This is a genomic window from Massilia sp. YIM B02443 (assembly GCF_030411955.1).
Lineage (GTDB): Bacteria > Pseudomonadota > Gammaproteobacteria > Burkholderiales > Burkholderiaceae_D > Telluria.
The window spans coordinates 116,689-138,992 of record NZ_JASNRA010000002.1; the positions used below are offsets into that span (position 1 = coordinate 116,689).

Consider the following 22,304-nt stretch of genomic DNA (forward strand, 5'->3'; position numbering starts at 1 on the left):
ATGGCATCGGTAATCACTTCCCCCACCTATGACCCGATCACCACTGCGGCCGCGCTGGCCGACAAGTACGTGGCGGCACGACGTGACATCCTCGGCTCGCAAACGCTGCAGGCGAATGCCAGCGCACGTGGGCTGGCCGAACTGGGTTCAGCGATCTCGGCATTCCAGACCAGCCTGGCAACATTGACCGGCAGCGGCAAGACCATGTACGCACAATCGGTTGCGTTCAGCGACACGGCAATTGGTAGCGGCAGCGCCGACGCCACCGCTACATCCGGCACCTATGCCTTCTTTGTGAAGCAGTTGGCTACGGCCAGCCAGGTATCGATTGCTGGACTGACGAGCGACAAGGGCGTAGGTGGAGAACTGGCGCTCAACATGGGTGGCACGCTCGCCTTCAAGGTCGACCTCAATAAAGCAGACGCCAACAAGGACGGGTTCCTCACTCCGCGTGAACTTGCGGCGGCAATCAACTCCGCTCCGGGCAACGCATCGAAGGTTACTGCATCGGTGGTCGGCACGGGGACCACCGCAGAACTGGTTTTGACTGCCAAGGACACGGGTGCTAATAGTGCCATCACGCTCAATACCAGTGCCATCACCGGTCCCTCTAGCTTGAAAGCAAATGCAGGGGCCTTGCGTGTTCTGACCGTGGCCAAGGATGCGGTCGTGCACGTGGGCGCCGAAAGCGGCACCGCAATCGTCCAGGCCAGCAACACATTCACGAATATCGATGGCGTGACGATGACTTTTCGTAAGGAGCAAGCCGCTGGCTCGGCTCCGGTCACCGTCACCTCCGGGCCCAACAACTCAGCAACCACCGCCAATGTGCAGGCTTTCGTCGACGCCTACAACAAGCTGATGACGAGTCTGTCGGCCATGATTTATCCGGGCAATCCGTCAAGTGGCACCGTAGCCGGTACTTTTGCCACTGATGGCGGCGTGCGCGCCTTGCACGACCGTCTGGTAAGCATGATGCGCCCGGTGGGAGGGGCAAGCCTGGCTGCATACGGGATTGTCGCTACCAAAGACGGCACGCTTGAGGTGCGCTCCGATCGTTTGCTGGCTCAGCTCGCGATTACACCGAATGGTCTCGACAAGCTAATAGGCAGCAGCTCTGCCGCCAACCCCAGCGGTATTGCCAATGAAATGAACAATTATCTAAAGAGCTGGAATGATGCATCGAATGGTCAGATCAGCAAACGCTTGGCCGCCACCCAAGATCTGCAGGCATCGCTGACTGAGCGCGAAGCCCTGATCGACCAGCAATACGACGCCGCTTACCAGCGCTACCTGGCCCAATTCACGCAGCTTCAATCGGTACAAAGCATTATGAACAGCAATGTCTCGCTATTCGACGCCTTGTTCGGCAGCGATAAAGACTAGCGATTAACGGAATCCAAACATGTCCTATCAAGAAGCCTACGGCGAATACCACGCTGTCAACCTCGATGCGCAGACCTCGCACGCCTCGCCGGTGGAACTGGTCCTGCTGCTCACCGACGGCCTGCTCGACGAGCTGGCGCGGGCGCGCGCCCACATCGAAGCGCGCCGCTACGAGCAGAAGGCAGCCAGCATCGACAAGTGCGTCGAGATCATCAACGGCCTTTCCAGCTCGCTCGACTTCGACTCGGGCGGCGAGACCGTCGCCAACCTGGCGCGCATCTACGAATTCTGCGCCAACCACCTGAACGGCGCCGGCATCAAGCTCGATCCGACCATGGTCGACGAAGTGATCCGCATCCTGAGCACCATCCGCCAAGGCTGGAAAGGCGTCCAGGAACGCAATGGATAGAACCCGCATCATCGACCGGCTGGGACAACAGCTCGACGCGCGCCTGCAGGAAGCGGGCGCGCGCTCCGACTGGACCCTGCTGGAACCGAGCGTACGCGAACTGGCGCCGCAACTGCAGGCGCTGGCCGCACGCGGCCCGTGGAGCGGCACCGAACGCGCCGCATTGACGCGCCTGCGCGCGGCGCACGAACGCGCCGCCCAGGGTTGCGCCGTGGCTGCCGCCGGCATCGCCGCGCGCCTGGACGAGATGCGCAACAACAAGAAAGGCTGGATGGCCTATGCCCTCGCGGGCGAACACGATATGGACCGACCATGACTCTTTCGATGAACAGCGTTTCACTCAACACCGCCATGAACACGATCGGCCAGAGCGCCGTGGCGGCCGGCGCCGGCGTCGCGCCTGACGCCGGCGTGCCGGCCATCGACCCGCTGCTGGCCGGCCCCCTGCCCGCCGCCGCCGCACCAGCCCCGGTGCTGCCGTTCCAGCAGTGGATCGGCGTGGCTCCGGTCCTGCCCGACGCCGAAACACAGGCGCCGGCCGATCCGCTGCCCGCCGCCAACGACGCCGAGATGCTTGAAGCGCCCGAAACGGCGGAGCAGCCGGCCGACGCCTTGCTGCTGGCCGCCATGTCGGCGCCGCTGATGCCGGCCAGCCTGCCGTCGGCCATGCCAGCCATGATGAAGGCGATGCCGGGCGTGAAAACAACTCCCACCCAGGATGCCGCTGCCAATGCGGCGGCACCGGCGGCACCGGCGGCACCGGCAGTCGCTGCCGTGCTGTCGGCGCCGGCAAGCATCGCCCCGGCCAGCGCGCCGGCGGCGAATGAGCCGGCGCCGGCAGAGATCGTCCTGGCCGCCGCAACGCGCACCGAAGCCGCACTTGTAACGCAGGTACAAACGGCGGCAGCCGCGACCAAGAACGTGGCCGCCGCAGCAGCGCTGGCGCCCGACGCCGCGAACGCCGACAGCGGCACGGCAGACGCCGCTCCGACCGGCAGCAGCGTCGCCGTCGCGGCGCCCCAGCCGACCGCCGCGCGCGGCGCCGACAGCGTGGCGCTCTCGGGTCCACCGGCCGCATGGCGCCAGACCCTGCACGAAGCGCTGGGCGAACGCCTGCAATTGCAGGCCGGGCGCGGCGTCGAGCAGGCCACGATCCGCCTCGAGCCGCCGATGCTGGGCCGGATCGACATCGCGATCCGCCACAGCGCCGGCAGCCTCGAAGTGCACATCGCCGCCAGCAACGGCGAGGTGCTGCGCCAGCTGAACACGGTCAGCGACGCCCTGCGCAGCGACCTGGCCGGGCGCCAGTTCAGCAGCGTCTCGGTGAGCGTGAGCGAAACCCCGCGCGCCCAGGCCACGGCGCAAGCCGGCAACCAGCCAGGCCAGCAGAACCAGGCCGGCGCGGACGCCCAGGGCCGCGGGCGCCAGCCGGGCCAGGATGGGCGCAGCCCGGGCCTGGCCCTGAACGACGCCGGCGACGCCGACTCCCTCTTTTCCATGAACGGACGCGACTGAACCATCCATGAAAGCAAAACTGATCATCGCATTCGCCGGCGTCGCGCTGGCGGCAGCGGCCGCCGCGGGCGGCGCCATGTGGTACATGAAGCCGGCGCCAGCCGCCGGCGCGGTCGCGGCCAAGCCGGCGCCGGAAAAGTCGCTGACCAAGTACGTCACCCTGGACAAGGTGATCGTCATGCTGCGCCGCGCCCCGAACGAACAGGCCGCGCACTACCTGTCGGTCGACCTGGTGCTGGCCACCAGGCCGGAAGACGAAAAGACCACCAAGGAACACTTGCCGCTGCTGCGCAGTATCGTCGTGTCGGCGCTGTCGGCGCGCACCCTGGCGGAAGCGTCGAGCATGACGGTCGACCAGTATGCGGCCGAGCTGAACAAGACGTTCAACGCCAGCTACGAAAAGGAAAATCATGTGAAGCCGTTCACCGAAGTCATGATCGGCAAGCTGATCATCGAGTGATGCGGGACGCCACGTGGCCTACATGACCGACTACCTCGATCCCGCCGCCGCCGACTACGGCGACGCGGCCGCCAACGCCGGCATGAGCCCGGCCGAGGAAGGCCGCCACCTGCTGGCGTACGCGCCGCTGGTCAAGCGCATCGCGCGCCAGCTGTCGAGCCAGGCGTCGGGCGCGCTCGGGCGCGAGGACCTGGAACAGATCGGCCTGATGGGATTGCTGGAAGCGCTGCGCCGCTACGGCGCGCCGGACACCGGCTTTTCCAGCTACGCCGCGCTGCGCGTGCGCGGCGCCATCCTCGACGAGCTGCGGCGCCAGGACTGGCGCCCGCGCGCCGTGCGCCAGGACAGCCACCGCCAGCGCGACGCCCTGCGCGCCCTGACCCGCAAGCTGGGGCGCGAGCCGAACGAGAAGGAAGCGGCCGAGGCGCTGGGTCTCACGGCCGAGGAATACAACCAGTATCTGCTGGACGACAGCGCCGAAGAGATGCTGAGCTTCGACGAAGTGCTGCAGGAAGCGGTCAGCGAAGCGCATAGCACGCCCGGTCCCGAAGAAGGCTACCTGGTGCGGCGCAGCCTGGAACAGGTGCTGGGCAGCCTCAACGAAAAGGAGGGGCGCGTGATCCAGATGATCTACGAGTTCGAACTGAGCTACAAGGAAATCGCCGCCGTGCTCGACCTGTCCGACGCCCGCGTCTGCCAGCTGAACAAGAGCGCGCTGGCCAAGATGAAGGCCGCGCTGCAAGGCGCCTGACACCCCGACCAACAAGAGAAACAACAGAACTACCGCCAGAAAGGCATACGTCATGCAGCAATTACTCGGTATCGCCATCGTGCTCGGCGCCGTCTTCGGGGGCTTTACCCTGATGGGCGGCACCTTCGCCTCGATCTTCCACCCGGTCGAACTCCTGATCATCGGCGGCGCCGCCCTCGGCGCCCTGGTGCTGGGCAACCCGAAGCACGTGCTGGCCGAACTCGGCCACCAGCTGAAGAAGGTCGCCACGCGCAAGAAACACGATTCGGAATTCCAGCGCCAGCTGCTGCTCCTGATGTACGAACTGCTGCAGACCGCCGCCGGCGGCCTGAAGGCCCTCGACGCCCACGTCGAAGCCCCGAGCGAGAGCCCGCTGTTCCAGCGCTACCCGCGCATCCTCGAAGAGCCGAAGCTGCTGGCCTTCATCGTCGACAACTTCCGCCTGATGGCGATGGGCAAGATCAACGCCCACGAGCTGGAAGGCGTGCTGGAGCAGGAACTGGAAGCCATTCACGAAGAGCTGACCCAGCCGGCCAAGTCGCTGCAAAAGATCGCCGAAGCCATGCCGGGCTTCGGCATCCTGGCCGCGGTGCTGGGCATCGTGATGGCCATGTACTCGGTCTCGGGCGGCGCCGGTTCGGGCGAGATCGCCGAAAAGATCGGCGCCGCGATGGTCGGCACCTTCATCGGCATCTTCTTCTGCTACGGCCTGCTGGAGCCGCTGGCCAACATGATGAAGCAGAACGTGAATTCGGAAGCCTCGACCATGGAAACCGTGAAAGTGGTGCTGTGCACCCACGTGGCCGGCAAACCTGCGCTGCTGGCGATCGACGCCGGCCGCCGCCTGATCCAGCTGAACACCAAGCCCAGCTTCTCGCAGCTGGAGCAGTGGATCAACGCCATGGGCGGCGAAGACGAATCGCAGAACAAGCGGCGCCGCAGCGGCGACCGCATGGCGGGGTAACACGTGTCGAAGGCCAACGACAAACACGAATCGACCATCGTCAAGCGCGGCGGCGGCAAGCACCAGCACGACGAGCACGGCGGCGCCTGGAAGGTGGCGTTCGCCGACTTCTGCCTGGCGCTGATGGCGCTGTTCCTGGTGCTGTGGCTGATCGCCACGCGCGAGCAGCAGAACCTCGAGCAGATCGTGCGCGACGCCAACAACAGCGGCATGCTCGAGGGCCAGGGCCAGAAACCGGCCATCGCCACCGAGCAGAGCGGCAGCCTGATCGAACGCTTCGCCGTGCCGCGCACCGGCAACGGCGGCAGCGGCGATCCGGGCAGCCCGAGCGCGCCGAAAGTGGCCTACGAAACCCCGTCCGACCTGGCGGCGCTGTCCAAGGCGCTCACCGAGCTGTCCAGCAGCGCCGGCCTGGCCTCGAACCTGGCCACGGTGGTCACCCCCTACGGCCTGCGCGTGATGCTGCACGACACCGACCAGCAGGGCATGTTCATGCGCGGCAGCGCGCTGCCGACCGACCGCTTCGCGCTCCTGCTGCAAAAGATGGGCCCGCTGTTCGCGCAGATGCGCAACCAGATGCTGATCGTCGGCCACACCGACGCCAGCCGCTATGCGCGCGCCGACAAGGGCGGCTACTCCAACTGGACGCTGTCGACCGACCGCGCCCACGCCGCGCGCGCCAGGCTGCTGGCCGGCGGCATGCAATCGAGCAGCGTGCTGCAGGTGGTCGGCATGGCCGACCGCGGACCGCTGCATCCGGAAACGCCGCTCGACGGCCGCAACCGCCGCATCGAACTGCTGATCCTGACGACTGCCCAGTCGCGCGCCGTGTCGGCCATGTTCGGCGCCCCGGGCAGCCCGGGCACGGCGCTGGGCCCTGGCGCCACCGTCAGCCTGCCCGACGCGGCGGCGCTGGACACCCTGCGCGGCCAACTGCCGACCACACCATGACGATCCAATCGAAATCCCGAGGTAACCGCATGAAGATTACGGGTTCCCCAGTCTCCACCGTCAGCGTCGGCGCCGCGCGCGTCGACGTGTCCGCCGGCAGCGACGCCGCGCCAGCCGCAGCCGCCGCCGGCGCGCCGGCCGCGCTGCAGTCCGAAGTGCTCAAGCCGGCGGCCGAAGCGCTGCGCGCCATGCCCGACTTCGACGCCGCCCGCGTGGCCGAGCTGCGCGACGCGCTGGCACGCGGCGAGCTGCCGTTCGACCCGGCCCGCCTGGCCGGCCTGATCCAGAAATTCCACGGAGGACGCTGAGCATGGCCACCCTGACCCGCCAGCAGGCCAACGCCCTGCTCGCCAACGGCGTGCAGCTCGACCTGCGCGAAGCCGGCGCCGTGCATGCGCTGCTGGAACAGCAGTTCGAGGCCGCCGTGCGCCACCGCAGCAGCGAACTGTCGCTGCTGGCCGAACAGCTCGAGCCGCTGCTCGAAGGCATGGAAGCGCGCCGCAAGCAGCGCGTGTCGCTGGTGCGCGCGCTGGTCGGCGCCCAGGGCGGCATGGCGGATTATTTCGCCACGCTGCAGCCGGCGCCGCGCGCCACGCTGGAGAACGCCTGGGGTGAGCTTGAACGCATCGTGCGCGACTGCAAACAGGCCACGCTGCGCAACGGCAGCCTGCTGGCCGAACAATACTCGGTGATGCAGCGCGTGCTGCATGGCGAGGAGCAGATCTATGCGCCACGTTGATCTGTCGATGCCGTCGATCGCACCGACGGCGGCCACCAGCGCGACCAGCGCAACTCGCCCCACCGCCGCGATCGGCGGCGGCGAAGGCTTCGGGCGCACGTTCAGCGAGCTGCAGAGCGAGGTGATGCAGTTCATCGAAAGCGGCGACAGCGCCGCCAGTTCCCTGAACGCCGAAAGCGCCATGCTGCGCGCCCGCATTAGTGGCCTGCTGGGCAGCGAACCGGTCGGGCTCGAAGGAAAACTGGCCAGCGGCACCGGCGCGAATTCGCCCGCGCAGCAAGCTTTCCTGGACCGTATCGCGCCGTGGGCGCAGAAGGCGGCCGCGCGCCTGGGCGTGGCGCCGGAACTGGTATCGGCCCATGCCGCGCTGGAATCGGGCTGGGGCCAGCGTCCCCTGCGTGCGGGCGACGGCGCCGCCACCCACAACCTGTTCGGCATCAAGGCCGGCGCCGGCTGGGATGGCGCCACCAGCGATTCGGCCACCACCGAATACGTGAACGGCGCCGCCCTCAAGACGCGCGAACGCTTCCGTGCCTATCCGGACGCGGCTTCCGCCTTCGACGATTATGCGCGCATGCTGCTGGAAAACCCGCGCTACCGCGGCGCCCTGAACACCGGCAGCGACGCCCACGCCTTCGCGCAGGGACTGGCGCGCGGCGGCTACGCCACCGATCCGGCTTACGCGGCCAAGCTGGCCAAGGTGGCGGCCAGCCTGCAGGGCGGCGCCGAGTGAGCGCTTGGCCGGGCCATCACTCGCCCAGCGGCAGGTCGACCGGCTGCACCGCGCCGGCGCCGAGCACGCGCATGCGCACGATCTGGCCGCTGGCGCTGTTGCGCACCCGTACCACGGCGCCGCGCGCGCCGGCGTCCAGCGCCTCGCCCGCCATGCTGACCTCGATGCCGTCGTGGCTGGCCTGCATGATCACCTGGTCGCCGCGCTTGACCGCGATCGGCGCCGTCAGCTGGCTGGCGCGCAGCACTTCGCCCGCGCGCAGGCTGCGCCGCGTACTCTGGCCGACCGCCGCGTCGAGCACGCCGACCGGGTCGGAGATATTGGTCACATCGCGCCGCTCGAGCGTGACGTCGGCGTCGTTCAATGCCTGGTTGACGCCGACCGGCGCCGCCGTCACCGCCACCAGCGCCGAGATCCGCGCGCGCACCGTGAAGTCGTGGCGCCAGCCGCGCCCGTCCGGACAGCGCGCCGCGAAGCGCATGCGCGCCGGCTGGCGCGTATCGAGCGCCTCGACCGTGACCGGGGCGGTGCAGGCCGGCGCCGGACGCGCGCTGACGACGTTCAGTTCGAATGCCGGCTCGCCCAGCCCGCTGCCCGCCGCCTGGCGCTCGAGCTCCTCGCGCGCAGCATCTTCGATCTTCGACTCTATCTTTGCGGAAAGAGTTTGCGCCGACCATGCTGTCGTGCACAAGAGACAGGTTACAATACTTATTGTTGCCTTATGGAAAGCAATCATCGGACAATACGGATGGGGCGAAAAATCCCATTCTACCCGTTCACACTGCAGTTCACGGAGAAACGCCCATGTCGATTAATTTCAAAGAAGCCCTCGGCGTGCACGCCGACGCGCTGCAGCTGCGCGCCGAACGCACCCGCGTGCTGGCCGCGAACATCGCCAACGAGAGCACGCCCGGCTACACCGCGCGCGACATCGACTTCGCCTCCATGCTGCAGGAACGCATCGACGCCGAAGACGGCCTGCCGACCCTGTCGGAAGACGGCCCGCTGTTCCGCGTGCCCTACCAACCGAGCGCAGACGGCAACACCGTCGAGATCGGCGTGGAGCAAGCCGCCTTCTCGCAGAACGCCTCCGATTTCCAGACCAGCCTGACCTTCATCAACATGAAGCTGCGCGGCCTGAACAAAGCCATCACCGGCCAGTAACTGAACCGATAAGGAACGACAGAATGGGTTTCAAGGATATCTCCCAGATCGCCGGTTCGGCCATGGCCGCCCAGACCGTGCGCATGAACACGATCGCCAGTAACCTGGCCAACGCCAACGCCGTCGCCACCACCGAGGCCGATGGCTACCGCGCGCGCAAGCCGGTCTTCGCCGCCCTGGTCGGCGACGAAGGCGTGGCCCGCGTGCAGGTGCTGGACGTGGTGCAGTCGAGCGAACCGCTGCGCCGCGCGCACGAGCCGGACAATCCGCTGGCCGACGCCGACGGCATGGTGTACTACGCCAACGTCAACGAAGTGGCCGAGATGGCGGACATGATGGCCGCCTCGCGCGCTTTTGAAACCAACGTCGAAGTCATGGGCCGCATCAAGTCGATGCAGGCGTCGCTGCTGAAACTGGGAGAAGGCTGATCATGGTCACCGCCACCAACGCCTTCGGCCTCAACGGCAATTCGTCCAGCACCGTGAGCGACCAGGTCACGCCGAGCGCGGCCCCGGTCAGCGACAACAAGGACATGTTCACCAAGCTGCTGGTGGCCCAGATCCGCAACCAGGATCCGCTGGCCCCGTCCGACCCGAGCGAATTCGTCAATCAGCTGTCGCAGCTGTCGCAGACCGAAGCGCTGCAGCAGTTGAGCCAGACCACCGCCGCCAGCGCCAGCGTGCTGCAAAGCCTGCAGGTGCTGGCGATGGGCGCGCAGGTCGGCTCCGATGTCTCGGTGTCGACCAGCCGCGTGCAGCTCGACGGCGCGAAACTCTCCGGCACCATCCAGCTCGGCGGCGCCAGCACCCTGACCCACCTGGTGCTGACCGACGTGGCCGGCAAGCAGACCCGCATCGAACTGCCGCCGCACGGCGCCGGCGCCCAGGCGTTCACGATCGATCCAGGCGCGCTGGGCCTGCCGGCCGGCAAGTACAGCATCGCCGCCGAAGCCTCGGACGGCACCAAGCCGGGCGTCGAGATCGACGGCCGCCTGGACAGCGTACGGCTGTCGTCCTCGGGCGCGATCGTGATGCAGGTGTCCGGCGTCGGCGAAGTCGAGCCGGGCCTGATCACCGGATTCAAAGGCAAGACCACTCCCGCCGCGCTGGCGTCCCTGTCCACCGAAAACTAAAGGATTCCCCATGAGCTTCAATATCGCCCTGTCGGGCATCCAGGCCATCAACGAGCAGCTCAACGCGCTGTCGAACAACATCGCCAACGCCGGCACCTACGGTTTCAAGAGCAGCCGCGCCAACTTCGCGTCGGTGTATGCCGGCACCCAGGCCAACGGCGTGGAAGTGTCGTCGCTGACCCAGAACATCGGCCAGAACGGCAGCCTGTCGACCACCGGCCGCAGCATGGATGCGGCGATCCAGGGCCGCGGCTTCTTCACCAGCCGCGACGCCCAGGGCGTGATCTCGTACTCGCGCGTCGGCATCTTCTCGACCAACGCCGACGGCTACCTGGTCGACGCCACCGGCAAGAACGTGCAGGGCTATGGCCCGACCGTGGGCGGCGTGCTGGGCGTGATGGGCGACGTCAAGATCCCGACCGGCCAGATCCCGGCCCTGGCCAGCACCGGCGTCACGTACGTCGGCAACCTGTCGAATGACTGGACCAACCCGACCGTGGCCCCGTTCAACAAGGACAGCCAGAACAGCTACAACATGGTCAAGCAGTCGGTGGCCTACGATTCGCTGGGCACCCAGCACACGGTGTCGCAGTATTTCGTGCGCAGCGACGCCGATACCGTCAACGTCTACTACAGCGTCGACGGCCAGGCCACCACCGGCCCGCACGCCCTGGAATTCAGCGAGACCGGCCAGCTCGAAGCGGCATCGGTTACCGGCCCGGCAGTCACTCTGACGGTCGACGGCGCCGCGCCGCTGTCGGTCCGCTTCGACTACACCGGCACCACCAAGTTCGCCGGCGAAGCCACCACCACCACCAACCGCAGCAACGGCTACGCCTCGGGCACCTTTGTCGGCGTGGAGCTGGCCGAAGACGGTTCGATCGTCGCCAAGTACAGCAACGAACAGCAGCAGGTCGTGGGCACCGTGGCGATCGCCACCTTCCCCGACGAAGGCAGCCTGGTGCCGGTCAGCGACACGGCCTGGATCGCCAACAGCGCGTCCGGCGCGCCGCTGTACACCACCCCGGGCGTGGGCCTGGGCGGCAAGCTGTCGAAAGGCACGCTGGAAGGCTCGAACGTCGACATCACCTCGGAACTGGTCGGCCTGATGACATCGCAGCGCAACTACCAGGCCAACTCGAAGGTGATCACCGCCGAGAACCAGATGATGCAGTCGCTGATGCAGGCGCTGTAATCGAAAGACTGTCATGGACAAGCTGATCTTCACCGCCGTCAGCGGCGCCGAACGCACGCTGCGCGCGCAACAGGTGCGCGCCAACAACCTGGCCAACGCCGACACCCCGGGCTTTCGCGCCAACATCGAATTGGCGTCGGTGCAGGCCCTGGCCGGCTACGGCTACGACGACGTGCACCTGTCGCGCACCGAGGCCGACACCATCTCGACCCGCGCCGGCACGGTGCGCGAGACCGGCCGCGCGCTCGACGTGGCCTTGGCCGGCAACGGCTACCTGGCGGTCGACTATGACGGCGGCGAAGCCTACACCCGCGCCGGCGCGATCGACATCGACGCCACCGGCGCGCTGTCGGTCAACGGCCGCCCGCTGCTGGGCGAAGGCGGCCCGATCGTGCTGCCGCCGAACACCGCGGTCGACATCGCCCCGGACGGCACCATCTCGGTCATGCCGGAAGGCGCGACGCTGACCCAGGTGGTCGACCGCCTGCGCCTGGTGAGCGGCGCCGGCGCCGACCTGACCAAGAACGAAGCGGGCCTGATCGTGTCGCGCAACGGCGACCCGCTGCAGGCCGACCAGAACGTCACCGTGCGCAGCCGCGCCCTGGAAGGCAGCAATGTGTCGGCGGTCGAGGAAATGGTCGCCGTGATGAGCCTGAATCGCAGCTTCGAGATGCAGATGAAGATGTTCAAGGCCAGCGACAGCATGAACGAAAGCGGCAACCGCCTGCTCGGCGCGTAAGCGCGGGCCACTAACCAATACGGAGCAACCATGAATCCAGCAATGTGGATCAGCAAGACCGGCGTGCAGGCGCAAGACGCCAAGCTGCAGGCGATCGCCAACAACCTGGCCAACGTCAACACCGTCGGCTTCAAGCGCGACCGCGTCGTGTTCGAAGACCTGTTCTACCAGGTCGACGCCCAGCCGGGCGCGCAGAACGCCGACAACACCGTCAGCAACGGCGTCCAGCTCGGCAACGGCGTGCGCGTGGTCGGCACCCAGAAAGCCTTCACCAACGGCAGCCTGCAAACCACAAGCCAGCCGCTCGACGTGGCGATCTCCGGCGCCGGCTTCCTGCAGGTGCGCCGTCCCAACGGCGACCCGGCCTACACCCGCGCCGGCCAGCTGCAGGTCGACGCCAACGGCACCCTGACCAATGCCCAGGGCTTGCCGCTGGTGCCGCAGATCACGATTCCGCAGAACGCCAGCGCCGTCACCATCGGCGAAAACGGCATGGTCTCGGTGACCGTCCCGGGCCAGGCCGCGCCGCAGGAAGTCGGCCAGTTGAACCTGACCGCCTTCATCAACCCGGCCGGCCTGCTCGCCCTGGGCGACAACCTGTTCCAGGAAACCGCGGCCAGCGGCGCGCCCAACGAAGGCCGTCCGGGCGACGCCGCCTTCGGCAAGCTGAAACAGGGCGCGCTGGAAGGCTCGAACGTGCAGGTGGTCGAAGAGATGGTCGACATGATCGCGGCCCAGCGCACCTACGAGATGAACACCAAGGTGCTGTCGGCGGCCGACAATATGCTGCAATACCTGGCGCAGGCGGCGCGCTGATGAAAACCCTCGCCGCCGCGCTCCTGCTCGCGCTGCTGACGGGTTGTGCTTCGCGCGCGCCCGTGTCGATGCCGGACGACGACGACGCCATGCCATTGCAGCGCATGGCGCGCGGCGGCGTCTCGGGCGGCGTGTTCACCGCCGACACCGTGTCCCTGACCTCGGACAGCCGCGCCTACCGCGTCGGCGACGCCGTCACCGTGATCCTGCAAGAGACCACCCAGGCCAGCAAGCGCGCCGGCACCAGCATCTCCAAGGGCTCGTCGGTCGGCATCACGCCGCTGGCGGCTTTGGGCAAGGTGTACGACAAGGCGGCGATCGACATCTCGGCCGATCGCGATTTCCAGGGCGACGCCACCAGCACCCAGCAGAACGCTTTATCCGGCGCGCTGACCGTGATCGTGCAGGAAGTGCTGCCCAACGGCCTGTTGCGCGTGGCCGGCGAAAAGAACCTGATGCTGAACCAGGGCGAGGAATTCGTGCGCCTGAAGGGTTTCGTGCGCGCCGCCGACATCGACGCCGACAACCGCGTCTCGTCGCTGCGCGTGGCCAACGCCCGCATCGCCTATTCGGCGCGCGGCGCGCTGGCCGAAGCCAACACCCCGGGCTGGCTGACGCGCTTCTTCAACAGCCCCCTGATGCCGTTCTGAGGATTGCCATGAACTCCACCCGCCTCCTTCCCCCGCTGTTGGCCACTGTTCTGGCTGCCGTGCTGGCCGCCGGCGCCCTGCCCGCCCAGGCGGCGCAGGCGCTGCGCAACCTGGTCAGCGTCGAAGGCGTGCGCGAAAACCCGCTGGTCGGCTACGGCCTGGTGGTCGGCCTGAACGGCAGCGGCGACTCGACCCAGGTCAAGTTCGCCAGCCAGTCGGTGATCAACATGCTCAAGCAGTTCGGCGTGCGCCTGCCCGAAGGCGAAGACGCCAAGAACAAGAACGTGGCGGCCGTGATGGTCTCGGCCACCTTCCCGCCCGGCTACCGGCGCGGCCAGAGCATCGACGTCACCGTGTCGTCGCTGGGCGACGCCAAGAGCCTGCGCGGCGGCACCCTGCTGCTGACCCAATTGCGCGCGGCCGACAACGAAATCTACGCCCTGGCCCAGGGCAACGTGGTGGTGGGCGGCCTGAACGCCACCGGCCGCAGCGGCTCCTCGGTCACCGTGAATACCCCGACCGCCGGCCGCGTGCCGAACGGCGCCCTGATCGAACGCGAGATCGCCACCGACTTCGCCACCCGCCCGCAAGTGCTGCTGCGCCTGCGCCAGCCGCACTTCGAGACCGCCACCAACGTGGTCGAAGCGATCAACAAGCGCTTCGGCCAGATCGCCACCACCCAGGACGGCACCAGCGTCGAAGTCGTCGCGCCGGCCAATCCGACCGAGCGCGTCGCGTTCGTCGCGCGCCTGAACGCCCTGAGCGTGGAATCCGGCATCGAAGTGCCGAAGGTGGTGTTCAATTCGCGCACCGGCACCGTGGTCATCGCCGACGGCCTGCGCGTGAAAGCCGCCGCCGTGACCCACGGCTCGCTGAAAGTGATCATCTCGGAAAGCTCGCGCGTCAGCCAGCCGGGCCCGTTCTCGCGCGGCCAGACCGCGGTGACGCCGGAATCGAAACTGTCGGTGGACCAGGGCTCGGGCCAGATGTTCCGCTGGCCGCCGGGCGCGCGCCTGCAGACCATCATCGACACCGTCAACAGCCTGGGCGCTTCGCCCGACGACATCATGGCGATCCTGCAGGCGCTCGACCAGGCCGGCGCGATCGAAGGCGAACTGGTGGTGATCTGATGCGCATCGACGATTTCCGCAACCAGCTGGCCGCCCCGGCCGAGGCCTCGGTCGCCGCGGCCGCCGACCAGCCGTCGAACGACCCGGCGTACGTGGCGAAAGCCACCAAGGCCTCGGTCGAATTCGAACGCTTCTTCATCTCGCACATGCTGCGCACCATGCGCTCGTCGACGCGCGCCATGGCCGACGAAGACAGCGTGTTCAACAACCGCGTCAACCAGGACATGCAGGACATGGCCGACGACATCCTGGCCGGCAACCTGGCCGGACAGCGCGCCTTCGGCATCGCCGACGCCATCCTGCGCCAGTTGGCGCCGGACGCCAAGCCGGTCAAAAGCTGAGCCCGGGGCGCGCGTCGGCGCGTCATGACACTACTTCAGGCCCCGGACTTAATGAAAAGCAAGATCCGGTCGCCTTATCAGGTTAACCCTGTCTCCGAGAACGAACTCGCACCATGACGATCATCAATAATGCCCTGTCGGGCGCCCTCGCCGCCCAGATCGCCCTGTCGGCCAGCAGCCAGAACGTCGCCAACCTGCAGACCAAAGGCTATACGCGCCAGGCGGCGCTGTTGACCGCGGTCGGCCCGGACGCCAGCGGCAAGTCGCCCGGCAACGGTGTGCAGGTCAGCTCGCTGCTGCGCTTCTCGGACAACTACAAGAACCAGGCCATGTGGCGCGCCGCTTCCGAGCAAGGCGTGTACTCGCAGTCGCAGCCTTACCTGACCCAGCTCGAGAGCGTGATGGGCGACGCCTCGGCCAGCCTGTCGGCCGGCATCGACGACTTCTTCAAGGCGCTCAACGCGGTCGCCGGCGACCAGGGCTCGACCCCGCTGCGCGGCCAGGTCCTGACCGCCGCCGGCCTTCTGTCCGAACGCTTCAACGGCCTGAACAACGTGTTCAACGCCCAGCTGGCCTCGGTGCGCCAGCAGCGCAGCGCGCTGGTCGATTCGGCCAACGCCCAGATCGCCACCATCGCGCGCCTGAACCAGCAGATCGTCGAGACCCAGGCCGGCGGCGTGTCCGCCTCGAGCCTGATCGACACGCGTGACCAGGCGATCGACGAACTGGCCAGCAAGATGGCGCTCGAAGTGTCGGACAACCCGGACGGCAGCCGCGACGTGTCGCTGAAGACCGGTCAGGCGCTGGTGCTGGGCAGCGTGTACGGCACCCTCAAGGCAGCGGCGACCGCCGATTCGCCGCAGGAATTCAGCCTGTCGATCGCGGGCACCACCTTCGTGCTCGACGCCAACCGCATGGGCGGCCAGCTCGGCGGCCTGGCGCAGTACGAAACCAACACCCTGCTGCCGCTGCAGCAGGACATCGCCACCCTGGCCGAAGAGATCGCGAAACGCGTCAACGACCAGCTGGCGGACGGCTATACCGCGCCGGGCGTCAAGGGCACGGCACTGTTCGTCTACACTCCCGGCAGCGGCTCCGACATGCTGAAGGTCGTGACCGGCTTCAAGGCCGAAGATCTGGCGTTCTCGGGCGACGGCAATCCGGGCGACACCGGCAACCTGCAAAAACTGGTGGCGATCAAGAGCCAGCCGGTGACGCTGCCGGGCATCGGCACCGTCCTGCTGGGCGACGCCGACAGCCAGCTGCTGGGCAAGCTCGCCGTGGATAGCAAACTCAACAAGGCCGCGCTGAAGACCACCGAAACCATGCGCACCCAGTCGCTCGACGACTGGGCTTCGACCAGCGGCGTCAACGAAGACGAAGAAGCGGTCAAGCTGGTCGAATTCCAACGCATGTACCAGGCCAATATGCGCGTGATCTCGGTCGCCAACGCGCTGTTCGATTCCACCCTGGCGATGATGGGCTAAAGGAGACTGGCATGCGCATTGCAACTTCCCAATACCAGTCGACCATGAACCAGTCGCTCCAGATCAACCAGGAGCGCCTGTCGACGATCACCCAGCAGATGGCGACCAACAAGCGCATCCTGCTGCCGTCCGACGATCCGGTCGACAGCGTGCGCCTGGCGCGCCTGGCGCGCGAAGAAGCCACGGTGCAGCAGTACCGCGACAACATCGGCTCGCTGCAGCTGCGCCTGACCAAGTCGGAAGGCTACCTGAGCAATATGGTGGACGAGATGCTCAGCGGGCGCGACCTGCTGGTGTGGGCTTCCGACGGCGGCAACGCCCCGGACGACCTGAAGGCGATGATCGCGCCGCTGGAAACCCTGCGCGAAAGCCTGTTCTTCGCCGCCAATACCATCGACCAGGAAGGCAACTACCTGTTCTCGGGCACCGCGACCAAGACGGCGCCGCTGGCTTATGACAAGAATGCGGACCCCGGCGAGCGCTACAGCTACGTCGGCAACACCAATCCCCAGAACGTGGTGGTCGGCAACGGCATCACCCAGGCCGCCAACCAGAACCTGAAAGGCCTGGAAGACCTGCTGAACCACCTCGACCGCACCATCAGCACGCTGAAGAGCCCCGGCGCCTCGCCCAACGATCCCGCAGTGCGCGCCGTCCTGACTGGCGCCCTGGACGGCTTCGACAGCGCCCAAGCGCTGATCTCGGGCAAGGTCGCCAACCTGGGCGGCAGCCAGAACATCATCCGCTCGCTGGACGCCAACCACGCCAACATCAGCCTCTCGAACAAGATGGCGATCACCGACATCGGCCAGCTCGACGTCGGCGTCGCCGCCACCGAACTGAACGGCTATTCGACGGCGCTGCAGGCCACCTACAAGGCCTACGCCAAGATCGGCAATCTGTCCCTGTTCTCTGCAATCTGACGGCCATGGAAGCAGCTCTTCGCACCTCGTCTCTGACCTCGACCACGGCCACCGCCACCACCGGCAACGGCGCCCTGAACAGCGTCCTCAACAGCGCAGTCGTCAGCGGCAACACCGGCGCCCAGAGCACGCCGGCGACCGGACGCGCGGTCGCGGTGCGCACCCCCGACGCCGACAGCCGTCCGGTCACCCGCACCCCACCCGGCTCGGGCGCGCTCAAGCGCGGCATCGACTGGAACCAGAACCTGCAAAGCGAGGTCGCGCGCGCCCAGCAAGCGATCGACTACCTCGAACGCGTCGCCAGCCAGCTCGAAGCACTGAAGGCCGACCTCAGCAGCAGGATCTCGAACCGCGGCGGCAACGCACGCCAGCTCGAGGCCCGCGCCGCCCAGCTCGGCCGCACGCTGGACGCGCGCCGCAGCCAGGGCGGCGACGGCCTGGACGCCCAGCTCGAGTTCAACGACGGCCAGCCGGCGCAGCAGCGCTTCCGCATCGCCAGCCTCGACCTGGCCTCGCTGCAGGCAGCCGCGCCGCAGACGCTCGGCTTCTCGGTCGGCGCCGCCGGCGGCCCGCAGCTGTCGGCCACGATCGAACCCGGCATGACGGCGGAAGAAGTCGCCAAGCGCCTGGATCGCGCCCTGGCGCCGGTCAACGTGCGCGCCGGATTGGACCAGAACCGCCAGCTGGTGTTCACCACGCCGGAGTCGAGCTGGAGCGGCGTCAAGGACGCCATCGCCGTCACCGGCCGCGGCCGCGTCGACACGGCCGAAGTGCCGGCTTCGCTGGCGCCGCAGGAATGGGAACTGGGCAACGCTGACGCCCTGCGCCAGAGCCTGCGCGAAGTGGTGCAGGCGCTGGCGCGCGTGCGCCGCTCGCAGGACGCGGCCTCGATGGCGCTGAGCGCGGCGATGGCGCGTACCGCCCAGCCCGAGATTCCGACCGTCGAACTGGAACAGATCGCGCAAGACTTTTCGGCGACTGCCGCCAGCCATGACTACGAGTCGCTGCTGGCGATCACGTCGGCGCTGGTCGGCGTCAGCCGGGAGCGGGTGCAGGCGCTGCTCGGTCTGCGCTGATCCCACTCACGATCCCCAAAAAGCTCCGCGGCCCTGCCCCGGAGCTTTTTTTGTAGGGTTGGCGGCTTGCCGCCGACGCGTTCAACAGCGGTATGCGTTACTGCGATGCGTGCGCTGGCTGAACGCGTCGGCGGCAGAGCCGCCAACCCTACTCCCAATACTCTCGACGTAAAAAAAACCCGCTTGCAAAGCAGCGGGTTTTTCATTGGCAGGCAGCCGAAGCTGCCCATGCCACGGACGCTTACGCGCCTTCGCGGCTTGCCTTCTTGCGCTCGTGCTCTTTCAGGTAACGCTTGCGCAGACGGATCGATTTCGGGGTGATCTCGACCAGTTCGTCGTCCTCGATGAACTCGACGGCGTATTCCAGCGACATCTGGATCGGCGGCACCAGGCGCACGGCTTCGTCGGTACCCGACGAACGCACGTTGGTCAGCTGCTTGCCCTTGATCGGGTTGACGACCAGGTCGTTGTCGCGCGAGTGGATGCCGATGATCATGCCTTCGTACACCGGGGTGTTGTGCTCGACGAACATGCGGCCGCGGTCCTGCAGCTTCCAGATCGCGTAGGCGACGGCGGCGCCGTCATCCTGCGAGATCAGCACGCCGTTGCGACGGCCGGCCAGTTCGCCCTTGCTGTTGTCGACGGCGGCGTATTCGTGGAACACGTGGCTCATCAGGCCGGTGCCGCGGGTCAGGGTCATGAATTCGCCCTGGAAGCCGATCAGGCCACGGGCCGGGATCAGGTATTCCAGACGAACACGGCCTTTACCGTCGGATTCCATGTTCTGCAGGTCGCCACGGCGGCGGCCCAGTTCTTCCATCACGCCACCCTGGTTGGCTTCTTCGACGTCGACGGTCAGGTTTTCGTACGGCTCATGGCGCACGCCATCGACCATCTTGTACACCACGCGTGGACGCGACACCGCCAGCTCGAAGCCTTCGCGACGCATGTTTTCCAGCAGAATGGTCAGGTGCAGTTCGCCGCGGCCCGACACTTCGAAGGTGGTGTCGTCGTCGGTCGGCGACACGCGCAGCGCGACGTTGGCCTTCAGTTCACGCTCCAGGCGCTCGCGCAGCTGGCGGCTGGTGACGAACTTGCCTTCGCGGCCGGCCAGCGGCGAGTTGTTGACCATGAAGTTCATGGTCAGGGTCGGCTCGTCGACGGTCAGCATCGGCAGCGCTTCCGGGGTGTCCACGGCGCACACTGTCGAACCGATGCCGATTTCTTCGATACCGTTGATCAGACAGATGTCGCCGGCAACGGCTTCGTCGACCAGCACGCGCTCCAGGCCCTTGAAGTTCAGCACCTGGTTGATGCGGCCTTTGATCGGGGTCGAATCAGGGCCGTTCAGGACGATCACGTCCTGGCCGGTCTTGACGCGGCCACGGTTGACGCGGCCGATGCCGATCTTGCCGACGTACGACGAGTAGTCCAGCGAGGTGATCTGCATCTGCAGCGGGCCGTCGGGATTGTCGTCACGCACCGGCACGTATTTCAGGATGGCGTCGAACAGCGGCTTCATGTCGCCGCCGCGCACGCTTTCGTCCATGCCGGCGTAGCCGTTCAGGCCCGACGCGTAGACGATCGGGAAGTCCAGCTGCTCGTCGGTCGCGCCCAGCTTGTCGAACAGTTCGAAGGTCTGGTTGATCGCCCAGTCGGCGCGCGCGCCCGGACGGTCGATCTTGTTGACCACGACGATCGGCTTCAGACCCAGTGCCAGCGCCTTGCGGGTCACGAAGCGGGTCTGCGGCATCGGGCCTTCCTGCGCATCGACCAGCAGCAGCACCGAGTCGACCATCGACAGCACGCGTTCCACTTCGCCGCCGAAGTCGGCGTGGCCCGGGGTGTCGACGATGTTGATGTGGGTGCCTTCGTACTCGACCGCGCAGTTCTTCGACAGAATCGTAATGCCGCGCTCTTTTTCGAGGTCGTTCGAGTCCATGACGCGGGTGTCCACGGCCTGGTTCTCACGGAAGGTGCCCGACTGACGCAGCAGTTGGTCCACCAGGGTGGTCTTGCCGTGGTCAACGTGGGCAATGATTGCGATATTACGAATCGCGCGTTTGGTGTTTGACATGGTCTTATGAAAGTTGCGTGGTGTACGAAGGTGTACGTGACTGCCGTACGAAAGTCCGATACTGCCGACTAGTGCGATGTTTGCGATTTCGGAAACCGACTAGTATAGCATGGATAGTTTGTGCTCTTGCCGGAGAATAGCCGCAGCCTGTGACAGGCTGGTGACACTGCCGGGGCCGTGTCACCAGGATGTGGTTGTTGCGTCAAGGCGCGGTCGAAATCAGGCGCTCCGGGGCCAGGATCGCATATTCGCCCAATTGCCCGGTGCCGAGCAGGCGGCCATCGTGGTAGATGCGCACCCTGCCCTGCTGCTGCGGCACCTCGATCGCTTCCTTGCCCAGCGCCAGGCGCTGGCCCTGCAGGAAGCGCTTGGCCAGTTCGGCCGTGAGCTCGACCGATGGGAAGGTCGACAGCAGCGCATCGACCGGCCGCAACAGCGACAGCGGATCGGGATGGGCCAGCAGCGCGTCGAGCGTGATCATGCCGGTCACGTCCAGCGCGCCGACTTCGATGCGGCGCAGCGCGTTCAGGTGCGCGCCGCAACCGAGCGCGGCGCCGATGTCCTCGCCCAGCACGCGCACGTAGGTGCCCTTGCTGCACGTGACGCGGATCTTCAGGAACGGCGCGGCGTACTCGACCAGCGACAGCGCATGGATGGTGACCGGACGCGCTTCGCGCTCCAGCACGATGCCTTCGCGTGCGTATTCGTACAGCGCCTTGCCGTCGCGCTTGAGCGCGGAATACATCGGCGGCACTTGGTTAATCGGGCCACGGAAGCGCGCCAGCGCCGCTTCGATCTGCTCGGGCGTGACGTCGACCTCGCGCGTTTCGACCGCTTCGCCTTCGGTATCGCCGGTGGTGGTGACGATGCCCAGGTGGACAGTCGCCTCGTAGGTTTTATCGGCTTCCAGCAAGTCCTGCGAGAACTTGGTTGCCTCGCCAAAGCACAGCGGTAGCAGGCCGGTGGCGAACGGGTCCAGCGTGCCGGTGTGGCCGGCCTTTTTCGCGTTCAGCACGCGCTTGGCCTTGATCAGGGCGTCGTTCGACGACAGGCCGACCGGCTTGTCGAGCAGCAGCACGCCGTCGACCAGGTCGCGCGGCTTCTTCGGTGGGCGAGCGCTCACTTGCTTGTTCACTCCCGCTCTTCCTTGCTGCCTGCCTGGTCCTGGTTTTCTTCGTAGTCGGCGGCGCGGGTCGCGTTTGCCTGGTCGATCAGGGCCGACATCGCCATGCCGCGCACCGTGGAGGTGTCGTGGTGGAAGTGCAGCGACGGCAGCGTGTGGATGTGCAGGCGCTTGCCCAGCATGTTGCGCAGGTAGCCGGAGGCCTTGTTCAGGCCTTCCAGGGTCTGGCGCACTTCTTCCGGACTGTCCTTCAGCAGGGTGAAGTAGATCTTGGCGTGGGCGTAATCGGGGGTCAGCTGCACTTCGCTGATGGTGACCATGCCGACGCGCGGGTCCTTGAGTTCGAAGGCGATCAGTTCCGACAGGTCTTTCTGGATCTGGTCGGCGACGCGCAGGCCGCGCTGGGGAATGCTTTTGCTGTGTTTTGCCATGATGTTGCTCGGTCTATTCTTATCGTGAATCCGGGCGCCGTCGGGTACGGAGCCAAATAAAAGGGCCAGGCCCTTCGCGACATTCGCCGCAAAGCGTCCTGGCCCTATCGTA

The 22,304-nt window shown here is 66.8% G+C and carries 27 protein-coding genes; 23 read left to right on the plus strand and 4 right to left on the minus strand.

All coding sequences use genetic code 11. From position 1 onward, the window contains the following. From fliD to QPK27_RS02965, 11 genes are read left to right on the plus strand one after another with little or no spacing between them, the layout of a single operon-like run. Entirely contained in the window at positions 1-1,386 is a 1,386-nt protein-coding gene (fliD, locus tag QPK27_RS02915) for a flagellar filament capping protein FliD (protein ID WP_290416707.1), read from the plus strand. A gap of 19 nt (positions 1,387-1,405) precedes the next feature. Next, a complete protein-coding gene (gene fliS, locus QPK27_RS02920; protein ID WP_290416708.1) occupies positions 1,406-1,795 on the plus strand; it encodes a flagellar export chaperone FliS in 390 nt (129 codons plus the stop codon). Further along, on the plus strand, positions 1,788-2,111 hold the full coding sequence (locus tag QPK27_RS02925; protein WP_290416709.1) for a hypothetical protein: 324 nt from the start codon (positions 1,788-1,790) through the stop codon (positions 2,109-2,111). The genes fliS and QPK27_RS02925 overlap by 8 nt, the downstream gene beginning before the upstream one ends. After that, entirely contained in the window at positions 2,108-3,310 is a 1,203-nt protein-coding gene (locus QPK27_RS02930; RefSeq protein ID WP_290416710.1) for a flagellar hook-length control protein FliK, read from the plus strand. Before QPK27_RS02925 ends, QPK27_RS02930 begins: the two co-directional genes overlap by 4 nt. A 7-nt stretch (positions 3,311-3,317) precedes the next feature. Then, positions 3,318-3,770, plus strand: coding sequence for a flagellar basal body-associated protein FliL (fliL, locus tag QPK27_RS02935; protein ID WP_290416711.1), 453 nt, complete (start codon positions 3,318-3,320; stop codon positions 3,768-3,770). A 22-nt stretch (positions 3,771-3,792) separates the two neighbouring features. Next, positions 3,793-4,521, plus strand: a complete 729-nt coding sequence (locus tag QPK27_RS02940) for a FliA/WhiG family RNA polymerase sigma factor (protein WP_290416955.1) — start codon at positions 3,793-3,795, stop codon at positions 4,519-4,521. Between the two features lie 52 nt (positions 4,522-4,573). Next, entirely contained in the window at positions 4,574-5,485 is a 912-nt protein-coding gene (gene motA / locus QPK27_RS02945) for a flagellar motor stator protein MotA (RefSeq protein ID WP_290416712.1), read from the plus strand. Positions 5,486-5,488: 3 nt separating this feature from the next. After that, positions 5,489-6,436: a flagellar motor protein MotB gene (locus tag QPK27_RS25415; RefSeq protein WP_290416713.1), complete on the plus strand. Its 948-nt coding sequence runs from the start codon at positions 5,489-5,491 to the stop codon at positions 6,434-6,436. Between the two features lie 29 nt (positions 6,437-6,465). Further along, positions 6,466-6,744 (plus strand): flagellar biosynthesis anti-sigma factor FlgM, encoded by a 279-nt coding sequence (gene flgM / locus QPK27_RS02955; protein WP_290416714.1) that lies wholly within the window; start codon positions 6,466-6,468, stop codon positions 6,742-6,744. 2 nt (positions 6,745-6,746) lie between these two features. Continuing rightward, entirely contained in the window at positions 6,747-7,175 is a 429-nt protein-coding gene (gene flgN, locus QPK27_RS02960) for a flagellar export chaperone FlgN (protein ID WP_290416715.1), read from the plus strand. Then, positions 7,162-7,908 (plus strand): glycoside hydrolase family 73 protein, encoded by a 747-nt coding sequence (locus QPK27_RS02965; protein ID WP_290416716.1) that lies wholly within the window; start codon positions 7,162-7,164, stop codon positions 7,906-7,908. The genes flgN and QPK27_RS02965 overlap by 14 nt, the downstream gene beginning before the upstream one ends. Positions 7,909-7,924: 16 nt before the next feature. Here QPK27_RS02965 and flgA read toward each other — a convergent pair whose 3' ends face one another. After that, positions 7,925-8,599: a flagellar basal body P-ring formation chaperone FlgA gene (gene flgA, locus QPK27_RS02970; RefSeq protein WP_290416717.1), complete on the minus strand. Its 675-nt coding sequence runs from the start codon at positions 8,597-8,599 to the stop codon at positions 7,925-7,927. Positions 8,600-8,712: 113 nt separating this feature from the next. Here flgA and flgB point away from each other — a divergent pair, with 113 nt between their 5' ends. From flgB to QPK27_RS03030, 12 genes are all read left to right on the plus strand, one after another. Continuing rightward, on the plus strand, positions 8,713-9,072 hold the full coding sequence (gene flgB / locus QPK27_RS02975) for a flagellar basal body rod protein FlgB (protein ID WP_290416718.1): 360 nt from the start codon (positions 8,713-8,715) through the stop codon (positions 9,070-9,072). 23 nt (positions 9,073-9,095) lie between these two features. Continuing rightward, positions 9,096-9,500, plus strand: coding sequence for a flagellar basal body rod protein FlgC (flgC, locus tag QPK27_RS02980; protein WP_290416719.1), 405 nt, complete (start codon positions 9,096-9,098; stop codon positions 9,498-9,500). Between the two features lie 2 nt (positions 9,501-9,502). Next, on the plus strand, positions 9,503-10,204 hold the full coding sequence (locus tag QPK27_RS02985; RefSeq protein WP_290416720.1) for a flagellar hook capping FlgD N-terminal domain-containing protein: 702 nt from the start codon (positions 9,503-9,505) through the stop codon (positions 10,202-10,204). A 10-nt stretch (positions 10,205-10,214) separates the two neighbouring features. Next, positions 10,215-11,399, plus strand: a complete 1,185-nt coding sequence (locus tag QPK27_RS02990) for a flagellar hook protein FlgE (RefSeq protein WP_290416721.1) — start codon at positions 10,215-10,217, stop codon at positions 11,397-11,399. Positions 11,400-11,412: 13 nt separating this feature from the next. After that, positions 11,413-12,138, plus strand: a complete 726-nt coding sequence (locus QPK27_RS02995) for a flagellar basal body rod protein FlgF (RefSeq protein WP_290416722.1) — start codon at positions 11,413-11,415, stop codon at positions 12,136-12,138. 30 nt (positions 12,139-12,168) lie between these two features. Beyond that, positions 12,169-12,954: a flagellar basal-body rod protein FlgG gene (gene flgG, locus QPK27_RS03000; RefSeq protein ID WP_290416723.1), complete on the plus strand. Its 786-nt coding sequence runs from the start codon at positions 12,169-12,171 to the stop codon at positions 12,952-12,954. Beyond that, a complete protein-coding gene (gene flgH / locus QPK27_RS03005) occupies positions 12,954-13,604 on the plus strand; it encodes a flagellar basal body L-ring protein FlgH (RefSeq protein WP_290416724.1) in 651 nt (216 codons plus the stop codon). The genes flgG and flgH overlap by 1 nt, the downstream gene beginning before the upstream one ends. A gap of 8 nt (positions 13,605-13,612) precedes the next feature. Then, positions 13,613-14,734 carry a flagellar basal body P-ring protein FlgI gene (locus tag QPK27_RS03010; protein ID WP_290416725.1) on the plus strand — a complete coding sequence of 374 codons (1,122 nt, stop codon included), beginning with the start codon at positions 13,613-13,615 and terminating at the stop codon, positions 14,732-14,734. After that, positions 14,734-15,075 carry a rod-binding protein gene (locus tag QPK27_RS03015; RefSeq protein WP_290416726.1) on the plus strand — a complete coding sequence of 114 codons (342 nt, stop codon included), beginning with the start codon at positions 14,734-14,736 and terminating at the stop codon, positions 15,073-15,075. The genes QPK27_RS03010 and QPK27_RS03015 overlap by 1 nt, the downstream gene beginning before the upstream one ends. Before the next feature lie 113 nt (positions 15,076-15,188). Next, positions 15,189-16,562 (plus strand): flagellar hook-associated protein FlgK, encoded by a 1,374-nt coding sequence (flgK, locus tag QPK27_RS03020; protein WP_290416727.1) that lies wholly within the window; start codon positions 15,189-15,191, stop codon positions 16,560-16,562. A gap of 11 nt (positions 16,563-16,573) precedes the next feature. Further along, positions 16,574-17,485, plus strand: coding sequence for a flagellar hook-associated protein FlgL (gene flgL, locus QPK27_RS03025; protein ID WP_290416728.1), 912 nt, complete (start codon positions 16,574-16,576; stop codon positions 17,483-17,485). A gap of 5 nt (positions 17,486-17,490) precedes the next feature. Then, positions 17,491-18,561 carry a hypothetical protein gene (locus QPK27_RS03030; protein ID WP_290416729.1) on the plus strand — a complete coding sequence of 357 codons (1,071 nt, stop codon included), beginning with the start codon at positions 17,491-17,493 and terminating at the stop codon, positions 18,559-18,561. A gap of 241 nt (positions 18,562-18,802) precedes the next feature. Here the strand turns inward: QPK27_RS03030 and typA are convergent, their stop codons facing one another. The 3 genes from typA to rbfA form a co-directional block, all read right to left on the minus strand. Next, positions 18,803-20,638: a translational GTPase TypA gene (gene typA, locus QPK27_RS03035; protein ID WP_290416730.1), complete on the minus strand. Its 1,836-nt coding sequence runs from the start codon at positions 20,636-20,638 to the stop codon at positions 18,803-18,805. Between the two features lie 202 nt (positions 20,639-20,840). Continuing rightward, positions 20,841-21,761: a tRNA pseudouridine(55) synthase TruB gene (gene truB / locus QPK27_RS03040; protein ID WP_290416956.1), complete on the minus strand. Its 921-nt coding sequence runs from the start codon at positions 21,759-21,761 to the stop codon at positions 20,841-20,843. 8 nt (positions 21,762-21,769) lie between these two features. After that, positions 21,770-22,192, minus strand: coding sequence for a 30S ribosome-binding factor RbfA (rbfA, locus tag QPK27_RS03045; RefSeq protein ID WP_290416731.1), 423 nt, complete (start codon positions 22,190-22,192; stop codon positions 21,770-21,772). Positions 22,193-22,304: the final 112 nt, after the last annotated feature.